A 13,235-nucleotide genomic window follows, 5' to 3' on the forward strand; every position below is an offset into this window, starting at 1 on the left:
AATGATGAAACAAAGTTTACAAACTGCTTTTTCTTGTTCTTCTTTTCTTCTCTCCTATCCTGAACTAGGGTGGAGAGAAGCTGTAACTGAATTGCAAGAAGAGATTGAAACGATAGAAAAGGAAGAAGTTAAAGCATCACTTACAGCCTTTATAAAGCAAGCGCTAAATAAAACGAATGATCAACTCATTGATAGTTACGTATATACATTCGATTTTGGTAAGAAAACAAATATGTATCTTACTTATATGAACACTGGTGAACAAAGAGAAAGAGGTATTGAATTACTGGAGTTAAAACAGCATTATAAAAAATCTGGTTTTGAAGTAACAGATAAAGAACTACCTGATTATTTACCGCTATTGCTTGAGTTTTTTGCAAATGCAAATGAGATAGATATTGAACCAATTATGAGTAAATACAAGGAGAACATCCAAGCATTACACGTTCAGTTAAAAGAAGCAGGTAGTATGTATGAACCAATTCTTGCGGCTGTTCTACTCGCTATCGATACATGGGGTGTACAGACAAATTAGAAAGGAGAGTTGTTAAAATGATGGATCAATTTCTATGGGTATTGTTTCCCTATATCATTTTTGCAATCTTTATCGGTGGACATATTTTTAGATACAACTATGATCAATTTGGATGGACATCAAAATCTAGTGAACTATTAGAAAAGAAAATGCTCCGAATCGGAAGTCTATTATTCCACTTTGGGATTATGTTCGTAATTGGCGGTCATGTTATGGGGATATTAATTCCAGAAGCTGTATACCGTTCGATAGGTATTTCTGAGCATACGTATCACATAATGGCAATTAGTTTCGGGCTTCCGGCAGGTGTTGCTTCTATCATCGGTTTAATTATATTAACTTACCGCCGCGTAACTGTAAAACGTATCATTGCAACGAGTACAAAGGGAGATTATATTGCGCTTATTTTATTACTTATCGTAATGTTAGCAGGAATTTCTTCAACATTTTTAAATATCGATTCAAAAGGATTTGATTATCGTACAACAATTGGCCCTTGGTTCCGAAGTCTCTTTATTTTCCAACCGAAAGTTGAATATATGATGGAAGTACCAGTATGGTTTAAAATTCATATTCTTGCAGGGATGGGTTTATTCGCAGTATGGCCATTTACAAGACTAGTACATGTATTTAGTGCCCCAATTAAATATGTAAGCCGTAGTTATGTAATTTACAGAAGACGTATTCCTAATGAGTTGAAAAAATAATACTGCTGTAAACGGATAGGAGCTAATGGTTAAAACGAAACGAGGTCTAATATGGAAGGCCTCGTTTTTGTTTACATAGGGAATAACCGTTAATAAATAGCTTAAATTGAAAAAAGATTAGCATCTAAATAAGATGCTAATCAATGCTACAAACAGAAGCAGAGCAATCTTCACAAGCAATTTCACATTTTAAAAATTGTAAATCGTGGATTGTAATCTTTCCTTTATGAATTGAAATTGTACCTTGCTTTTTTAATTCATTTAACATTCGATTTACACTTTCACGTGAAGTTGCACAGAAATTAGCGAGTTCTTGATTCGTTAATGGTAAATCGATGAGAATACCATTTTCTTTTAATACACCGTAACTATTTGTCATTCGTATAAGAGTAGAGTACAGGGCACCTTTTTTGCCGTGTAATACTAAATCTCGGAACTTCGTTTGCATTCTTCTTAAATGTTCACTAATCCATTTCATAAATTCAAATACAAGAGCGGGTTTTTGGAGTAATGCTTTTTCTAACGCTTCACGTTTTATTACACCTACTTCAACATCTTCAAGACATTTTGAGTTTAATAAATATTTTGCATTATCCGTGAACAATGTTAATTCTCCAATAATGTCATATTCCGAACAAATTCGAAGTGTTAATTCTTGTCCGTCAGCACTAAGTTTACTAATTTGTACTTTCCCTGAGTGAATGATATAGAGTTCTGTTGCCTCCATACCTTCTTGAAAAATAAAACTACCTTTTTTTATCTGCATTTTATATTCAACAGATGCAAGTAATTCTTTTAAATCTTGAGATAATGTCATACTGTTTGCCACAGTGATCACCTTTCTTCTTATAAGCAATACATTTCCTATTTTGAGTGTAAGTATGATGAAAATGCAAGAGCTATTTAAAAATAAATTGAAATTTCAATGACCGTAAGGAGGAGTGGCTAAAGATGTGAACAAAATGCGAACGGATTTGTGAAAATTTTTTGAATGGGGAAAGTGATGTGAGAAAAGTCACATTGAATATGTAGCTTCTTTTTTATAATGAAGGCAAATAAAAAAATGAAAACTTACTAAGGATTGCAGCAGAAAAGAAGGGATATAGATGCACGAGAACATGAAAGATTCTTTAAAGCGGCCACTTCAAGATTTACGCATTTCAGTTATTGATCGTTGTAATTTTAGGTGCACATATTGTATGCCTGCTGAAGTGTTCGGACCTGATTATGCTTTTTTACAGGAAGAGTGTTTATTAACATTTAATGAAATAGAAAGGTTAGCTAGATTATTTATAAGTATGGGAGTTAATAAAATTAGGCTTACTGGCGGTGAACCTTTATTGCGTAAAGACTTACCGAAATTAATTGCAAGACTTACAAATCTAGAAGGCTTAAAAGACATTGGACTCACAACAAACGGAATTCATTTAGCAAAACAAGCTAAGGCGCTAAAAGACGCGGGATTAAAACGTGTAAATATTAGTTTAGATGCGATAGAGGACCATGTCTTCAAAAAAATTAACGGAAGAAATGTAAGTACAAAACCTGTACTGAAAGGAATAGAAGCAGCAAATGCTGCTGGATTAGAAGTAAAGGTAAATATGGTCGTAAAAAAAGGGATGAATGATAGTCAAATTCTTCATATGGCTCGTTATTTTAAAGAAAAAGAAATTCAGCTCCGTTTCATTGAGTTTATGGATGTAGGCAGTACAAACGGATGGAATTTTGAAGAAGTCATTACGAAGGAACAATTAATAGAGAAAATTAATCGTGTATATCCAATTGAGCCCGCTCAGCCTCGTTATTTTGGAGAGGTTGCGAAATTGTATCGATATGTAGGGAGTAATGCAGAAGTTGGATTTATTACTTCTGTTTCTGAGTCATTTTGTTCTTCTTGTACGAGAGCTCGTATTTCGGCAGACGGCAAGTTTTTCACGTGCCTATTTGGAGCGAAAGGAACGGATTTGCGAACGCTTCTTCGAGAAAATATTTCTGATGCATCACTATTAAAAATTTTAAATGATACATGGCGATATAGAACAGATCGATATTCAGATGAAAGAACGGTTGAGAATACAAGTAAACGTCCAAAAGTTGAAATGTCTTACATTGGTGGATAGTGAAAGGAGGATTTCTTATGCAAGAGCGTTATTCAAGACAAGTGTTGTTTTCTGGAATTGGTGAAATGGGACAAAGAAAAATAAGAGAAAAGCATGTGCTCCTAATCGGTGCGGGTGCGCTAGGAGCTGCGAATGCAGAAGCACTTGCTAGGATGGGAATTGGGAAATTGACAATTGCTGATCGTGACTACGTCGAATGGAGTAATTTACAGCGGCAGCAGTTATATACAGAAGAAGATGCGCAGCAGTGTAAACCAAAAGCAATTGCAGCAGCAGAACATGTAAGAAAGATTAATTCTGAAGTGGAAATTGTACCAGTTGTAACAGATGTCACAATGCGAGAAATAGAAGAGTTAACAAAAGATGTGGATCTCATATTAGATGCGACTGACAATTTCGATACGCGTCTACTTATAAATGACATTTCACAAAAAGAAAATATACCTTGGATATATGGCGGATGCATTGGGAGTTACGGTGTAACGTATACAATTCTTCCTGGGAAAACACCATGTTTTCGCTGTCTAATGGATCATCCTATGGGCGGTGCAACATGCGATACAGCCGGAATCATTCAGTCAGCTGTACAAATGGTCGTTGCTCACCAAGTTACAGAGGCGATGAAAATATTGGTGGGTGATTATGAATCATTAAGAGGAACGATGTTGTCATTTGATATTTGGAACAATCAATATCTCTCATTAAAAGTAAATAGACAGAAGAAAAATACATGTCCATCTTGTGGAAATACACGCACGTATCCAAGTTTAACATTTGAAGCACAGATGAAAACGGAAGTGCTATGTGGACGGAATACGGTTCAAATCCGTCCAGGGATAAAACGTGTTCTTCATTTAGAGGAAGTTCAAAAACGATTACAAAAAAGTGTACTTGTCCAAAAAACGCCTTACTTACTATCATTTCTAATTGATGAATATCGTTTCGTTTTATTTACAGACGGTAGGGCATTTATTCATGGAACAAATGATGTGAAAATAGCAAAACGATTATACGCAAAATATATAGGATGAACAGAAAGAGAGTTGCCCCTTATTAAAACGAGGTGAAAAAGAATGTTAGAAAAACGTATACCAATTCCAGTAGCAGAAGCAGTTGCTCGTGTAATGAAATATGCCTACCAAGGTGAAATGGAAAAGGTTTCTCTTATAGAAAGCTACGGTAGAACACTTGGAGAAGATGTTATTGCAGATCATGATGTTCCGCATTTTGATCGCTCTCCGTACGACGGGTTTGCGATTCGAGCGGAAGATACAAAAGAAGCGAGTAGTAGTAACCCCATTCAATTTGAAGTAATTGGCGAAATTGGAGCAGGCTTTGTTTTTACAGAAGAAGTGAAAGAATTTCAAGCTGTCCGTATTATGACAGGTGCGGCAATTCCTGCGGGGTGTAATGCAGTAGTTATGTTAGAGCTAACGGAAGGATTTGAAGAAAACGAAAAGACTTATATGAAATTGAAACGCTCCTTTGTTGCTGGGGATAACATTTCTTTTAAAGGAGAAGATGTAAAACAAAATAGCATTCTGGTGAAAAAAGGGACTGTTATTAAACCTGGAGTTGCAGCGCTTCTTGCTACGTTTGGTTATAGTACGGTATATGTTGTAAAACAGCCAGTCATTGGAATTGTAACGACAGGAAGTGAACTGCTCGAAGTACATGAACAATTAAAGCCAGGGAAGATTCGAAATAGTAACTCTTATATGGTAGCTGCTCAAATTGAACGAGCAGGTGGAATTGTACAGTATTATGGGCAATTCGCTGACAATTTTGAGACGTGTTATAACACTGTAAAAAAAGCGATAAAAGAAGTTGATATATTAATTACAACTGGTGGCGTTTCAGTAGGAGACTATGATTATTTACCGGCTATTTATGAGAGATTACAAGCTAATGTACTTTTTAACAAAATAGCGATGCGACCAGGAAGTGTGACAACTGTAGCTGAGTTAGAGGGAAAACTATTATTTGGTCTATCTGGTAATCCTTCTGCTTGTTATGTCGGATGTGAATTGTTTGTTCGACCTGTCATTGGAACATACTTGCATAGGAAAGATCCGCACATATATCGTGCAGAGGCAATATTACAAAAAGACTTTCCGAAAGCAAATCCATTTACTCGATTTGTAAGAGGGAAAGTAGAAATTGTAGATGGAACATTGCAAGCTATACCAGTTGGTTTAGATAAATCTAGTGCAATTTCTTCACTTGCAGAGGCGAACGCATTTATCGTCCTGCCAGGAGGAACGAGAGGATTTGAAGCAGGAATAACTGTTTCCGTACTGTTATTAGAATCAAACGCTGGAAGTGAGTGGCCGTGGGAAGAACCACTTCGATCATACAAATAATAGAAAAATAGATTACTAACTTATACAAAGATAAGAGGTGCAAAATGATACAAACGTATTATGAAGTAATTGATACACCTATTTCAATTGAGGAAGTTACAAACAAAGTAATTCGTCGTGAGTGTGGCGCAGTTACTACTTTCGTTGGTACTGTTAGAGAATTTACGAAAGGGCGTCGTACGCTACATTTAGAGTATGTAGCATATAAAACAATGGCAGAAAAACAACTTGAGAGAATTGGTACTGAAGTAGGAGAGAGGTGGTCTGGGACATTTGTCGCCATTACACATCGCATTGGTACATTACAAATTTCTGATCTTGCTGTTGTCGTCGCTGTTTCTACACCACACCGGAAAGCTGCATATGAGGCGAACGAATATATTATGGAGCGTATAAAACAAATCGTTCCAATTTGGAAGAAAGAATTTTGGGAAGATGGTGAATCATGGATTGGTGATCAGTTAGAGAATGTAGCATATGAGAATGGTGAACCTGAAGAGGAGATGAGAATATGATTGAAGTACTATTATTTGCACATTTACAAGAAGAAGTAAGTAAGCCAGCATTACAAATCGATTGTGAAAATATTACAGTTGCTGAACTAAAGAAGGTACTCATTAAGAAATACAACGTAGCGATTTCAAATGAAATCATGGTAGCTATAAATGAAGAGTATGCAAATGAGAATGACATCATTCAAACTGGTGATACTGTGGCGATGATTCCGCCAGTAAGTGGTGGTTGATTCTTTTCGACTTAATCATGTTACGACGTGATTAGGCTGGAGAGAATGAATATAACTATGCATACATAGGAGGGAACAGGATGAAAAGTCCTAATTTTCAATTAAGTTTACAAACTTCTAATCTAATTATAGGTTTTATGGTATGGGTCATTTTATCATCATTAATGCCTTATATTAAAGTGGATATCCCATTAACTGCGGGGCAAATTTCTATGGTCACAGCAGTACCTGTTATTTTAGGCTCTGTTCTTCGCATTCCAATTGGTTATTGGACAAATCGTTTCGGAGCAAGAAAATTATTCTATATTAGTTTTATTCTATTATTATTTCCTGTCTTTTATATTAGTGTTGCTAATTCTATGATGGATTTAATTATTGGTGGATTATTTGTAGGAATTGGTGGAGCTGTATTCTCTGTAGGAGTAACCTCTTTACCAAAATACTTTCCGAAAGAGAGTCACGGTTTTGTAAATGGTATTTACGGTGTCGGTAACGCCGGAACAGCAATTACTTCGTTTTTAGCACCTGTCATTGCAACTTCAGTTGGCTGGAGAACGACAGTACAATGTTATTTAGTTTTACTTGCAGCGTTTGCACTTATGAACTTTTTATTAGGTGATCGTAAAGAGAAAAAAGTGAATACACCACTAATGGAACAAATAAAAGGTGTATATAAAAATGAGAAACTTTGGTTTTTATGTATCTTTTACTTTTTAACATTCGGATCATTTGTCGCATTTACAGTATACTTACCAAACTTTCTAGTATCTCACTTCGGATTAGAGAAAGTAGATGCAGGTATGCGGACAGCCGGATTCATCGTACTCGCAACAATTATGCGCCCGATTGGTGGTTGGCTCGGTGATAAGTTTAATCCATTTAAAATATTAATCTTCGTATTTATCGGTTTAACACTTTCAGGTATTATTTTATCGTTTATGCCAAGTATGAACGTGTATACATTTGGTTGCTTACTAGTCGCATTTTGTGCAGGGATTGGTAATGGTACAATCTTCAAACTCGTTCCAATGTATTTCTCAGAACAAGCTGGTATTGTAAATGGTCTCGTATCAGCTTTAGGTGGACTAGGAGGATTCTTCCCACCGCTAATTTTAACATTACTATTCCAATTAACAGGTCATTATGCAATTGGATTTATGGCGCTATCAGAAGTCGCACTTGCTTGTTTAATTATTACAGTATGGATGTATAGCCAGGAGAAACTCTTAGTGATGTTAAAGAATCATTAATAAGGAAAAAGAACCGTCCCAAAGTATATTGGGATGGTTCTTTTAGTAATAGGCTTCAACATGTTTTTATTGCTATCTCAACAAACGCTCGTTTTCTAAAAGAATGTGCTTTTAAAATGAAAAACAGAAGGTTTATGGAATTTTATTTTAAAATATAGAAGTCAAAAGTTATTCAATTAAAGGGTAGATTAGTGAAGGAAATCTTAAATATATTCTAAAGATCGAACTCATTTTTAGAATGCAAATATTTAATTGAATCGGGATGTTTAGATGAAAAAAATATAAGTCCACTCAAGATAAACAAGTATCAGGTGTGTTAGGTAGTTTAAGCGACAAGTATGGGATTGATGTAAGTATTCTTCGCATAGTAACTGCAGTATCAGATTTTTTTAGGGCCAAATTTTTTGGTAAGGCTAACGGATATTGTGAAAAAGTACTACACTAAAGAATACAGTTTAGTTCGATAAGATAAAATTATGAATTTGTATAAATAATCCATAATTTTCTTTATGAGTTATATTTGATATGTTAAAGAAAAGAGAGGAGAGGGGAATGAAATAAGAATTTTTGATGAGCATTTTCATATTATCGATTTCAGTTTTCTGATTATTGAGAACTAAGGGTGTTTTCCGATGAATGAAATGTGTCCACATTTAGTAAAGCGTTTAATCCAACTAAAATATATTTAGAATGAGGTTTTACATGTTTGTATTTATTATATTAGACGTAATATTACCGATATTAATATTGATGCTAATTGGTGCAATCTTACAAAGAAAGTTCCAATTTAACTTAAAGCAGCTATCTACACTTATTACTTATTGCTTAATGCCAGCGGCTGTATTTGTGAATATATATGATATTCGTATAGAAACAGGTTTTTTGCTCCAGATAATATACTATTTAATGCTTTATAGTCTGAGTCTGATCATAGTAAGTCATTTCATTTCAAAAATATTAAAGTTAGAAAAAGGAGAAAGTGCAGCTCTAAAAAATAGCATTTCGTTAATGAATTCTGGTAATTATGGGTTACCAGTAAGTCAATTGATTTTCAGTCACAATCCAGTGGGGGTTTCCATTCAAATTTTTATTGTGATTTTCCAGAATCTTTTAACTTATTCATATGGGATATATAACTTACTATCAGCAACAAAAACAATCGGAGGTATTATTCGATCATTTCTAAGACTGCCTGTATTTCATGCGCTCGTATTAGGGGTTCTCTTTCAATCTTTTAAAATTCAAATACCTAATTCTATCTTGCTACCTCTTAATCAGCTTGCGAATGGTTTTGTTGCAATAGCACTCATATTGCTAGGGGCACAATTATCTAACATTAAACTTAATTTTTTCCATCGAGTCATAACATGGGCTTTAATTGGAAGGTTACTGATGGGACCATTATTAGCACTTGCCGTAATATACATACTAAACATCGATGGTATTGTTGCACAATCATTATTTATTGCAAGTTCTTTTCCTACTTCAAGAAATACATCAACCATTGCTATGGAATATCAAATAGAGCCTGAATTACATGCACAAATCGTTTTATTTTCAACACTTTTCAGTATTATTACAGTAACTGTTGTTATTTATTTGTCATATATTTTGTTTTGAATATACGTGCAAAAACGAATAGATTTGAGGCGGTAAATGATGGACGGAAACCCCATCGATATGAGAAGAAAACAGTCTATGATATATGGGGGGCGTTTACAATTGTACCGTGTCTGATAATCAAGTGGCTTAATTCAAAAAAAGGAAACTCGTTACGGGTTATTTCGTATGAAAATCTTTAAAGCATCTACATATAGACTTGCGAAAAAAGACACAATTTCGCTTATAATTGACGTTACATGAGCTTAGTTTGATAGCGGTGGGGTGGGAGCGTCAAGTAAGAATTTTTTCTTTATTGATTTTATGCGGTTTTTCCGCAAAATTGTAACTAAGGGGGGATTCCAAGTTGAGTAAACAGAATATCAGCACAACAGTTTCAGGAGATATAATTGTTACCCATCTAGTTGGCAATATAAAAACAGATGATGTGTATGAATGGTTTAATGGTTTTGAGCAGGTTTGTCAACAATTCATTTCTGAAGGGCGGAAATACAAACTGTTGGTGGATAGAAAAGGATACACGCCAAATCATTTTTCTGTTCAAAAAGTATGGAAAGAGAAGTTCTTCAATGAAATCATTTTGAATAACAGTAAGGCAATTGCATTTCTCCTTGAAGAGGGGGAGATAATGGATTATTTACAACAATCTAATACGAAAGAATCTGTGAGATTTTTTGATGATTATGAACAAGCGCTAATTTGGTTGAATGAATATCCAATATAAAACCTGTATTGAAGCAGTTGCTCTCAAGCAACTGCTTTTTTGTCCGTAATTGTTGCCGTTATTTTTCTTCACAGATTCTTGTCCAATTGTTTGTCTGATCCTAAAAAACGAAACTAAAGCAAAAAGAACAAACGTCTCTAAAAAACGTTTGTTCACAGTTAATTCCTATTTTAGCTAAGTGATAGATTCCATTTTATGAGTACGAGAAATTCTTTTTATAAGTTTAGGAAGGACAGAAGTTAATTCCTGTTTCATACGCTTCGTAAACGATGGGTCCTTACCTGAAGTCGAAATAGTGACAACATATTCATCATTTCGAATGACACCAGGTGTGTGAAACGATGATACTGTACCATCACTTACAACGTTAACCCACTGGAAATCATGAGCGGCCTGTTTGACCATCATATTTACAGCATGTTGATTTGTAGCTGCATAAATTAGATGAGCATCTTTAATATCATCATTACTAAAAGTTTTTTGTTTCCAAGTAATATAAGAAAGTTCCTTCATTTCCTCGCAAATTTCTGGGCTGACAACAGTGACGAAAGCGCCTGTATCTTTTAATCCAGACGCTTTTCGATATGCAATTTTACCTCCACCAATGATAATGACAACTTTATTTTGTAGATTAAACATAAGAGGGTACATGTTATACATATATGCATTCCTCCATTCGTTCTAATAATGTTAGTTTCATATATGTATCAAACTGAAGACAGTTACAAGTCGTGACGTGATTATATTTTTTTGTATGCAATTTAATTTTTTGAAGTAATAATCCGGTAAAGAGAAGGTACGGCATGACATATACATGGGACGCAGTCGATGTTATAGCCTTGAGCTCAGCAGCGAAAGAGGGAGTTCCTTTCGTTAAAAAGGAACAGGATACTGGCATACCAAGTTTTCGTTCGACAGCTGCTCCGATTTGTTGTAATTCATGTATCGGTTGTGGATCACTACTGCCTCGCCCTACGAGTAAAATACTACTATTTTGCATTGGCATAGCTTCACGTATTCTTTTCACTACAAGTTCCACCATATGTGGATGTGTACTAAAAGGAGGTACAACTGAAAATGTTATTTGTGGATATTTCTTTTGTAGTTGTTCTATTTCAAAAGGAATATCACGTTTATAGTGAGCTGCTGCAAATAATAAAACAGGTACAATCATTATTTCAGTTACTCCCTCTATTATCGTTTCTGTAACTGCATCCGAAATAGTAGGTGTCGTTAGTTCTAGAAAAGCTATTTTTTGAATTCTTTCGTTTCGCTCTTTCATAACAGATTGAATAAATTGAATGAATTGTTCATTACCTTCTTGTAGCCGGCTCCCATGTCCAACATATACAATTCCTTTCATTGTCTCACCATGTCTTTCTTCATAAGAGTTTCTTGTAATTGATGATCTACGTTATGAAACCCAACTTTATTTGCATAGTATAAAGTTGGAACGTCGGTATACGAGAATGGGAGAGTAAGAATATTGATAAAGCCAAGGCGTTTTATTTCTGCTAGAAACGTATCAATAGAAGCACGACCTTCAAATACAATGCTATCCCATGAGAATTCAGAAAGAATACGTGAATGAATTTCATCGAAGCGATGATCAATTGTGTACTCATGAGTCATCATATAGGAACCAGCACCAATTTTTTCTTGAATAACAGCAATTCGGTTAATGTTTCGTCCTAAATAAATCGTTGAATTCGAAGAAAATTGCGCAGGTTTACTGAACAATCCATATTGCATGAGCTTTTCTTGAATAGAAAGGTTCATATACTGAAGTTCTGCCTGTAAGGAACGAATATCTTTATGATATTTACTGCATGATTGCATTAAGATGTCTACACTGTCAGCGGAACAAAATACAAGACGATCAACGTTAAAAATCTTATTGATTTGTTCAGAGGTTAATGTGTATTCTTTCTTTTTGAAAGTTGGAATTTGATATATTTCTGCACCGGACTCTTGTAACTTTTGCTTTATTGCGCTTTTTTTATTTGTTGCAGCTGCAAATAAAACTTTCTTGCCGTGCAATGGTTTACGTTCTTTCCAAGAGATTTGATTCCGCAAAGTAACAACATCACCAACAATTGTCATAGAAGGATTAGAAATATTTTCGTTTTTGACAATAGAAACAATGGTAGACAGTGTCCCTGTGACAACGCGCTGTTTACCAGTTGTACCCCATTCAATGACTGCTACTGGCGTATCTTCTTTTTTTTCTGCTTGTAGTAAGTTTTCACAAATTGTAGGTAAGTTTTCTATACCCATGTAGTAGGCAATTGTGTCGCTATTGTGAGATGAATTATATTTTCCATGGTCGGTTAAAGGACCTTTTGCATGTCCGGTTAATAAAGTGACGCTATTACTGTAGTCACGGTGGGTGAGGGGAATACCTGCATAGATACTAGCGGCGATGCTAGATGTAATACCTGGTACAATTTCATATGGAATATTTGCTGATGCTAAAGTCTCTGCTTCTTCACCAACACGGCCAAAAATAGATGGATCTCCGCCTTTTAAGCGGACTACGATTTTTCCCTCTTTCGCAAATTGAAGGAGGTGTGCGTTAATCATTTCTTGACGCATAGTATGATTCTTTGGCATTTTTCCGCAATAAATAAGTTCACATGTTTCTTTTGTATAATTAAGAAAGGAAGGGTTTAATAAGCGGTCATATAAGACGATATCTGCACGATTTAAGCACTCTATCGCTTTTTTTGTAATAAGCCCTTCATCACCTGGTCCTGCACCAACTAAATATACATATCCGTTCATATTCCGCACCTCGTCTATTTTTATTTAAAAGGAAGCCAGGGGAGGCTTCCTTTTGTAAATTACATGTATATATAAATATCTCCGTCAATAACTTCTACTTCATACGTTTGAATACAACCATCATCAGGTTTTTGAACTTCACCTGTTAGTAGTGAAATTTTCCAATCATGTAGTGGACAAAAGACGAATTCTCCAGATACAATACCTTCCGCTAATGGCCCGTTTTTATGAGGACAACGATTTTCTACAGCTTGAATATCGCCATTTGAAAGGCGGAATAGGGCGATAGACATACCTTTCATTTGTACCTCTTTACCGATTTGAATAGGAAGGTCTTCTGCACGCATAACTTTTATTTTTTCTTTCGTTTGTATCATATAGATCACA

15 protein-coding genes and 1 pseudogene are annotated in these 13,235 nt (G+C 35.1%); 11 read left to right on the forward strand and 5 right to left on the reverse strand.

Annotated elements, in window-relative coordinates; all coding sequences use genetic code 11:
* The first annotated feature begins 4 nt into the window (after nt 1-4).
* Nucleotides 5-535 (forward strand): nitrate reductase molybdenum cofactor assembly chaperone, encoded by a 531-nt coding sequence (narJ, locus tag NST90_RS10370; protein WP_002204795.1) that lies wholly within the window; start codon nt 5-7, stop codon nt 533-535.
* Nucleotides 536-552: 17 nt separating this feature from the next.
* Complete coding sequence (gene narI, locus NST90_RS10375; protein WP_000969216.1) at nt 553-1,242, forward strand: respiratory nitrate reductase subunit gamma; 690 nt, start codon at nt 553-555, stop codon at nt 1,240-1,242.
* A gap of 136 nt (nt 1,243-1,378) precedes the next feature.
* Here narI and NST90_RS10380 read toward each other — a convergent pair whose 3' ends face one another.
* Nucleotides 1,379-2,071 (reverse strand): Crp/Fnr family transcriptional regulator, encoded by a 693-nt coding sequence (locus NST90_RS10380; RefSeq protein ID WP_000013866.1) that lies wholly within the window; start codon nt 2,069-2,071, stop codon nt 1,379-1,381.
* 277 nt (nt 2,072-2,348) lie between these two features.
* On the opposite strand from NST90_RS10380, the gene moaA reads away from it, so the two are divergent.
* The 9 genes and pseudogenes from moaA (at nt 2,349) to NST90_RS10425 (ending at nt 10,064) form a co-directional block, all read left to right on the forward strand.
* Nucleotides 2,349-3,362 carry a GTP 3',8-cyclase MoaA gene (gene moaA, locus NST90_RS10385; RefSeq protein ID WP_000545029.1) on the forward strand — a complete coding sequence of 338 codons (1,014 nt, stop codon included), beginning with the start codon at nt 2,349-2,351 and terminating at the stop codon, nt 3,360-3,362.
* Between the two features lie 17 nt (nt 3,363-3,379).
* On the forward strand, nt 3,380-4,393 hold the full coding sequence (locus NST90_RS10390; protein WP_231009108.1) for a molybdopterin-synthase adenylyltransferase MoeB: 1,014 nt from the start codon (nt 3,380-3,382) through the stop codon (nt 4,391-4,393).
* Between the two features lie 42 nt (nt 4,394-4,435).
* The gene (gene glp, locus NST90_RS10395) at nt 4,436-5,725 is read left to right on the forward strand and encodes a gephyrin-like molybdotransferase Glp (RefSeq protein WP_065223591.1); all 1,290 of its coding nucleotides are present in this window, start codon (nt 4,436-4,438) and stop codon (nt 5,723-5,725) included.
* A 44-nt stretch (nt 5,726-5,769) separates the two neighbouring features.
* Complete coding sequence (locus NST90_RS10400; RefSeq protein ID WP_065223592.1) at nt 5,770-6,240, forward strand: molybdenum cofactor biosynthesis protein MoaE; 471 nt, start codon at nt 5,770-5,772, stop codon at nt 6,238-6,240.
* Entirely contained in the window at nt 6,237-6,470 is a 234-nt protein-coding gene (moaD, locus tag NST90_RS10405; RefSeq protein ID WP_000573682.1) for a molybdopterin converting factor subunit 1, read from the forward strand. Before NST90_RS10400 ends, moaD begins: the two co-directional genes overlap by 4 nt.
* An 80-nt stretch (nt 6,471-6,550) precedes the next feature.
* Nucleotides 6,551-7,720 (forward strand): nitrate transporter NarK, encoded by a 1,170-nt coding sequence (gene narK / locus NST90_RS10410; protein ID WP_283748196.1) that lies wholly within the window; start codon nt 6,551-6,553, stop codon nt 7,718-7,720.
* Between the two features lie 313 nt (nt 7,721-8,033).
* Nucleotides 8,034-8,123, forward strand: a pseudogene (locus NST90_RS10415) (hypothetical protein); the annotation flags it as partial.
* A gap of 299 nt (nt 8,124-8,422) precedes the next feature.
* Nucleotides 8,423-9,340 (forward strand): AEC family transporter, encoded by a 918-nt coding sequence (locus NST90_RS10420; RefSeq protein ID WP_000497494.1) that lies wholly within the window; start codon nt 8,423-8,425, stop codon nt 9,338-9,340.
* A 346-nt stretch (nt 9,341-9,686) separates the two neighbouring features.
* Nucleotides 9,687-10,064, forward strand: a complete 378-nt coding sequence (locus tag NST90_RS10425) for a hypothetical protein (RefSeq protein ID WP_000043368.1) — start codon at nt 9,687-9,689, stop codon at nt 10,062-10,064.
* A gap of 174 nt (nt 10,065-10,238) precedes the next feature.
* On the opposite strand, the gene NST90_RS10430 is transcribed toward NST90_RS10425, so the two are convergent.
* The 4 genes from NST90_RS10430 to nirD are packed head-to-tail and all read right to left on the reverse strand — an operon-like array spanning nt 10,239 to nt 13,225.
* Entirely contained in the window at nt 10,239-10,724 is a 486-nt protein-coding gene (locus tag NST90_RS10430; RefSeq protein ID WP_283748195.1) for a precorrin-2 dehydrogenase, read from the reverse strand.
* A complete protein-coding gene (locus NST90_RS10435; RefSeq protein ID WP_000676473.1) occupies nt 10,717-11,427 on the reverse strand; it encodes a sirohydrochlorin chelatase in 711 nt (236 codons plus the stop codon). The genes NST90_RS10430 and NST90_RS10435 overlap by 8 nt, the downstream gene beginning before the upstream one ends.
* The gene (locus NST90_RS10440) at nt 11,424-12,848 is read right to left on the reverse strand and encodes a uroporphyrin-III C-methyltransferase (RefSeq protein ID WP_283748194.1); all 1,425 of its coding nucleotides are present in this window, start codon (nt 12,846-12,848) and stop codon (nt 11,424-11,426) included. The genes NST90_RS10435 and NST90_RS10440 overlap by 4 nt, the downstream gene beginning before the upstream one ends.
* Nucleotides 12,849-12,907: 59 nt before the next feature.
* Entirely contained in the window at nt 12,908-13,225 is a 318-nt protein-coding gene (gene nirD, locus NST90_RS10445) for a nitrite reductase small subunit NirD (RefSeq protein WP_000616684.1), read from the reverse strand.
* Between the last annotated feature and the right edge of the window lie 10 nt (nt 13,226-13,235).

The organism is Bacillus sp. FSL E2-8900, from assembly GCF_037966225.1.
In the GTDB taxonomy this organism is placed as follows: domain Bacteria; phylum Bacillota; class Bacilli; order Bacillales; family Bacillaceae_G; genus Bacillus_A; species Bacillus_A cereus.

Coding starts and splice junctions, on each gene's coding strand:
- narJ (WP_002204795.1), top strand. CDS start 5: ATGAAACAAAGTTTACAAACTGCTTTTTCTTGTTCTTCTTTTCTTCTC.
- narI (WP_000969216.1), top strand. CDS start 553: ATGATGGATCAATTTCTATGGGTATTGTTTCCCTATATCATTTTTGCA.
- moaA (WP_000545029.1), top strand. CDS start 2,349: ATGCACGAGAACATGAAAGATTCTTTAAAGCGGCCACTTCAAGATTTA.
- NST90_RS10390 (WP_231009108.1), top strand. CDS start 3,380: ATGCAAGAGCGTTATTCAAGACAAGTGTTGTTTTCTGGAATTGGTGAA.
- glp (WP_065223591.1), top strand. CDS start 4,436: ATGTTAGAAAAACGTATACCAATTCCAGTAGCAGAAGCAGTTGCTCGT.
- NST90_RS10400 (WP_065223592.1), top strand. CDS start 5,770: ATGATACAAACGTATTATGAAGTAATTGATACACCTATTTCAATTGAG.
- moaD (WP_000573682.1), top strand. CDS start 6,237: ATGATTGAAGTACTATTATTTGCACATTTACAAGAAGAAGTAAGTAAG.
- narK (WP_283748196.1), top strand. CDS start 6,551: ATGAAAAGTCCTAATTTTCAATTAAGTTTACAAACTTCTAATCTAATT.
- NST90_RS10420 (WP_000497494.1), top strand. CDS start 8,423: ATGTTTGTATTTATTATATTAGACGTAATATTACCGATATTAATATTG.
- NST90_RS10430 (WP_283748195.1), bottom strand. CDS start 10,724: ATGTATAACATGTACCCTCTTATGTTTAATCTACAAAATAAAGTTGTC.
- NST90_RS10435 (WP_000676473.1), bottom strand. CDS start 11,427: ATGAAAGGAATTGTATATGTTGGACATGGGAGCCGGCTACAAGAAGGT.
- NST90_RS10440 (WP_283748194.1), bottom strand. CDS start 12,848: ATGAACGGATATGTATATTTAGTTGGTGCAGGACCAGGTGATGAAGGG.
- nirD (WP_000616684.1), bottom strand. CDS start 13,225: ATGATACAAACGAAAGAAAAAATAAAAGTTATGCGTGCAGAAGACCTT.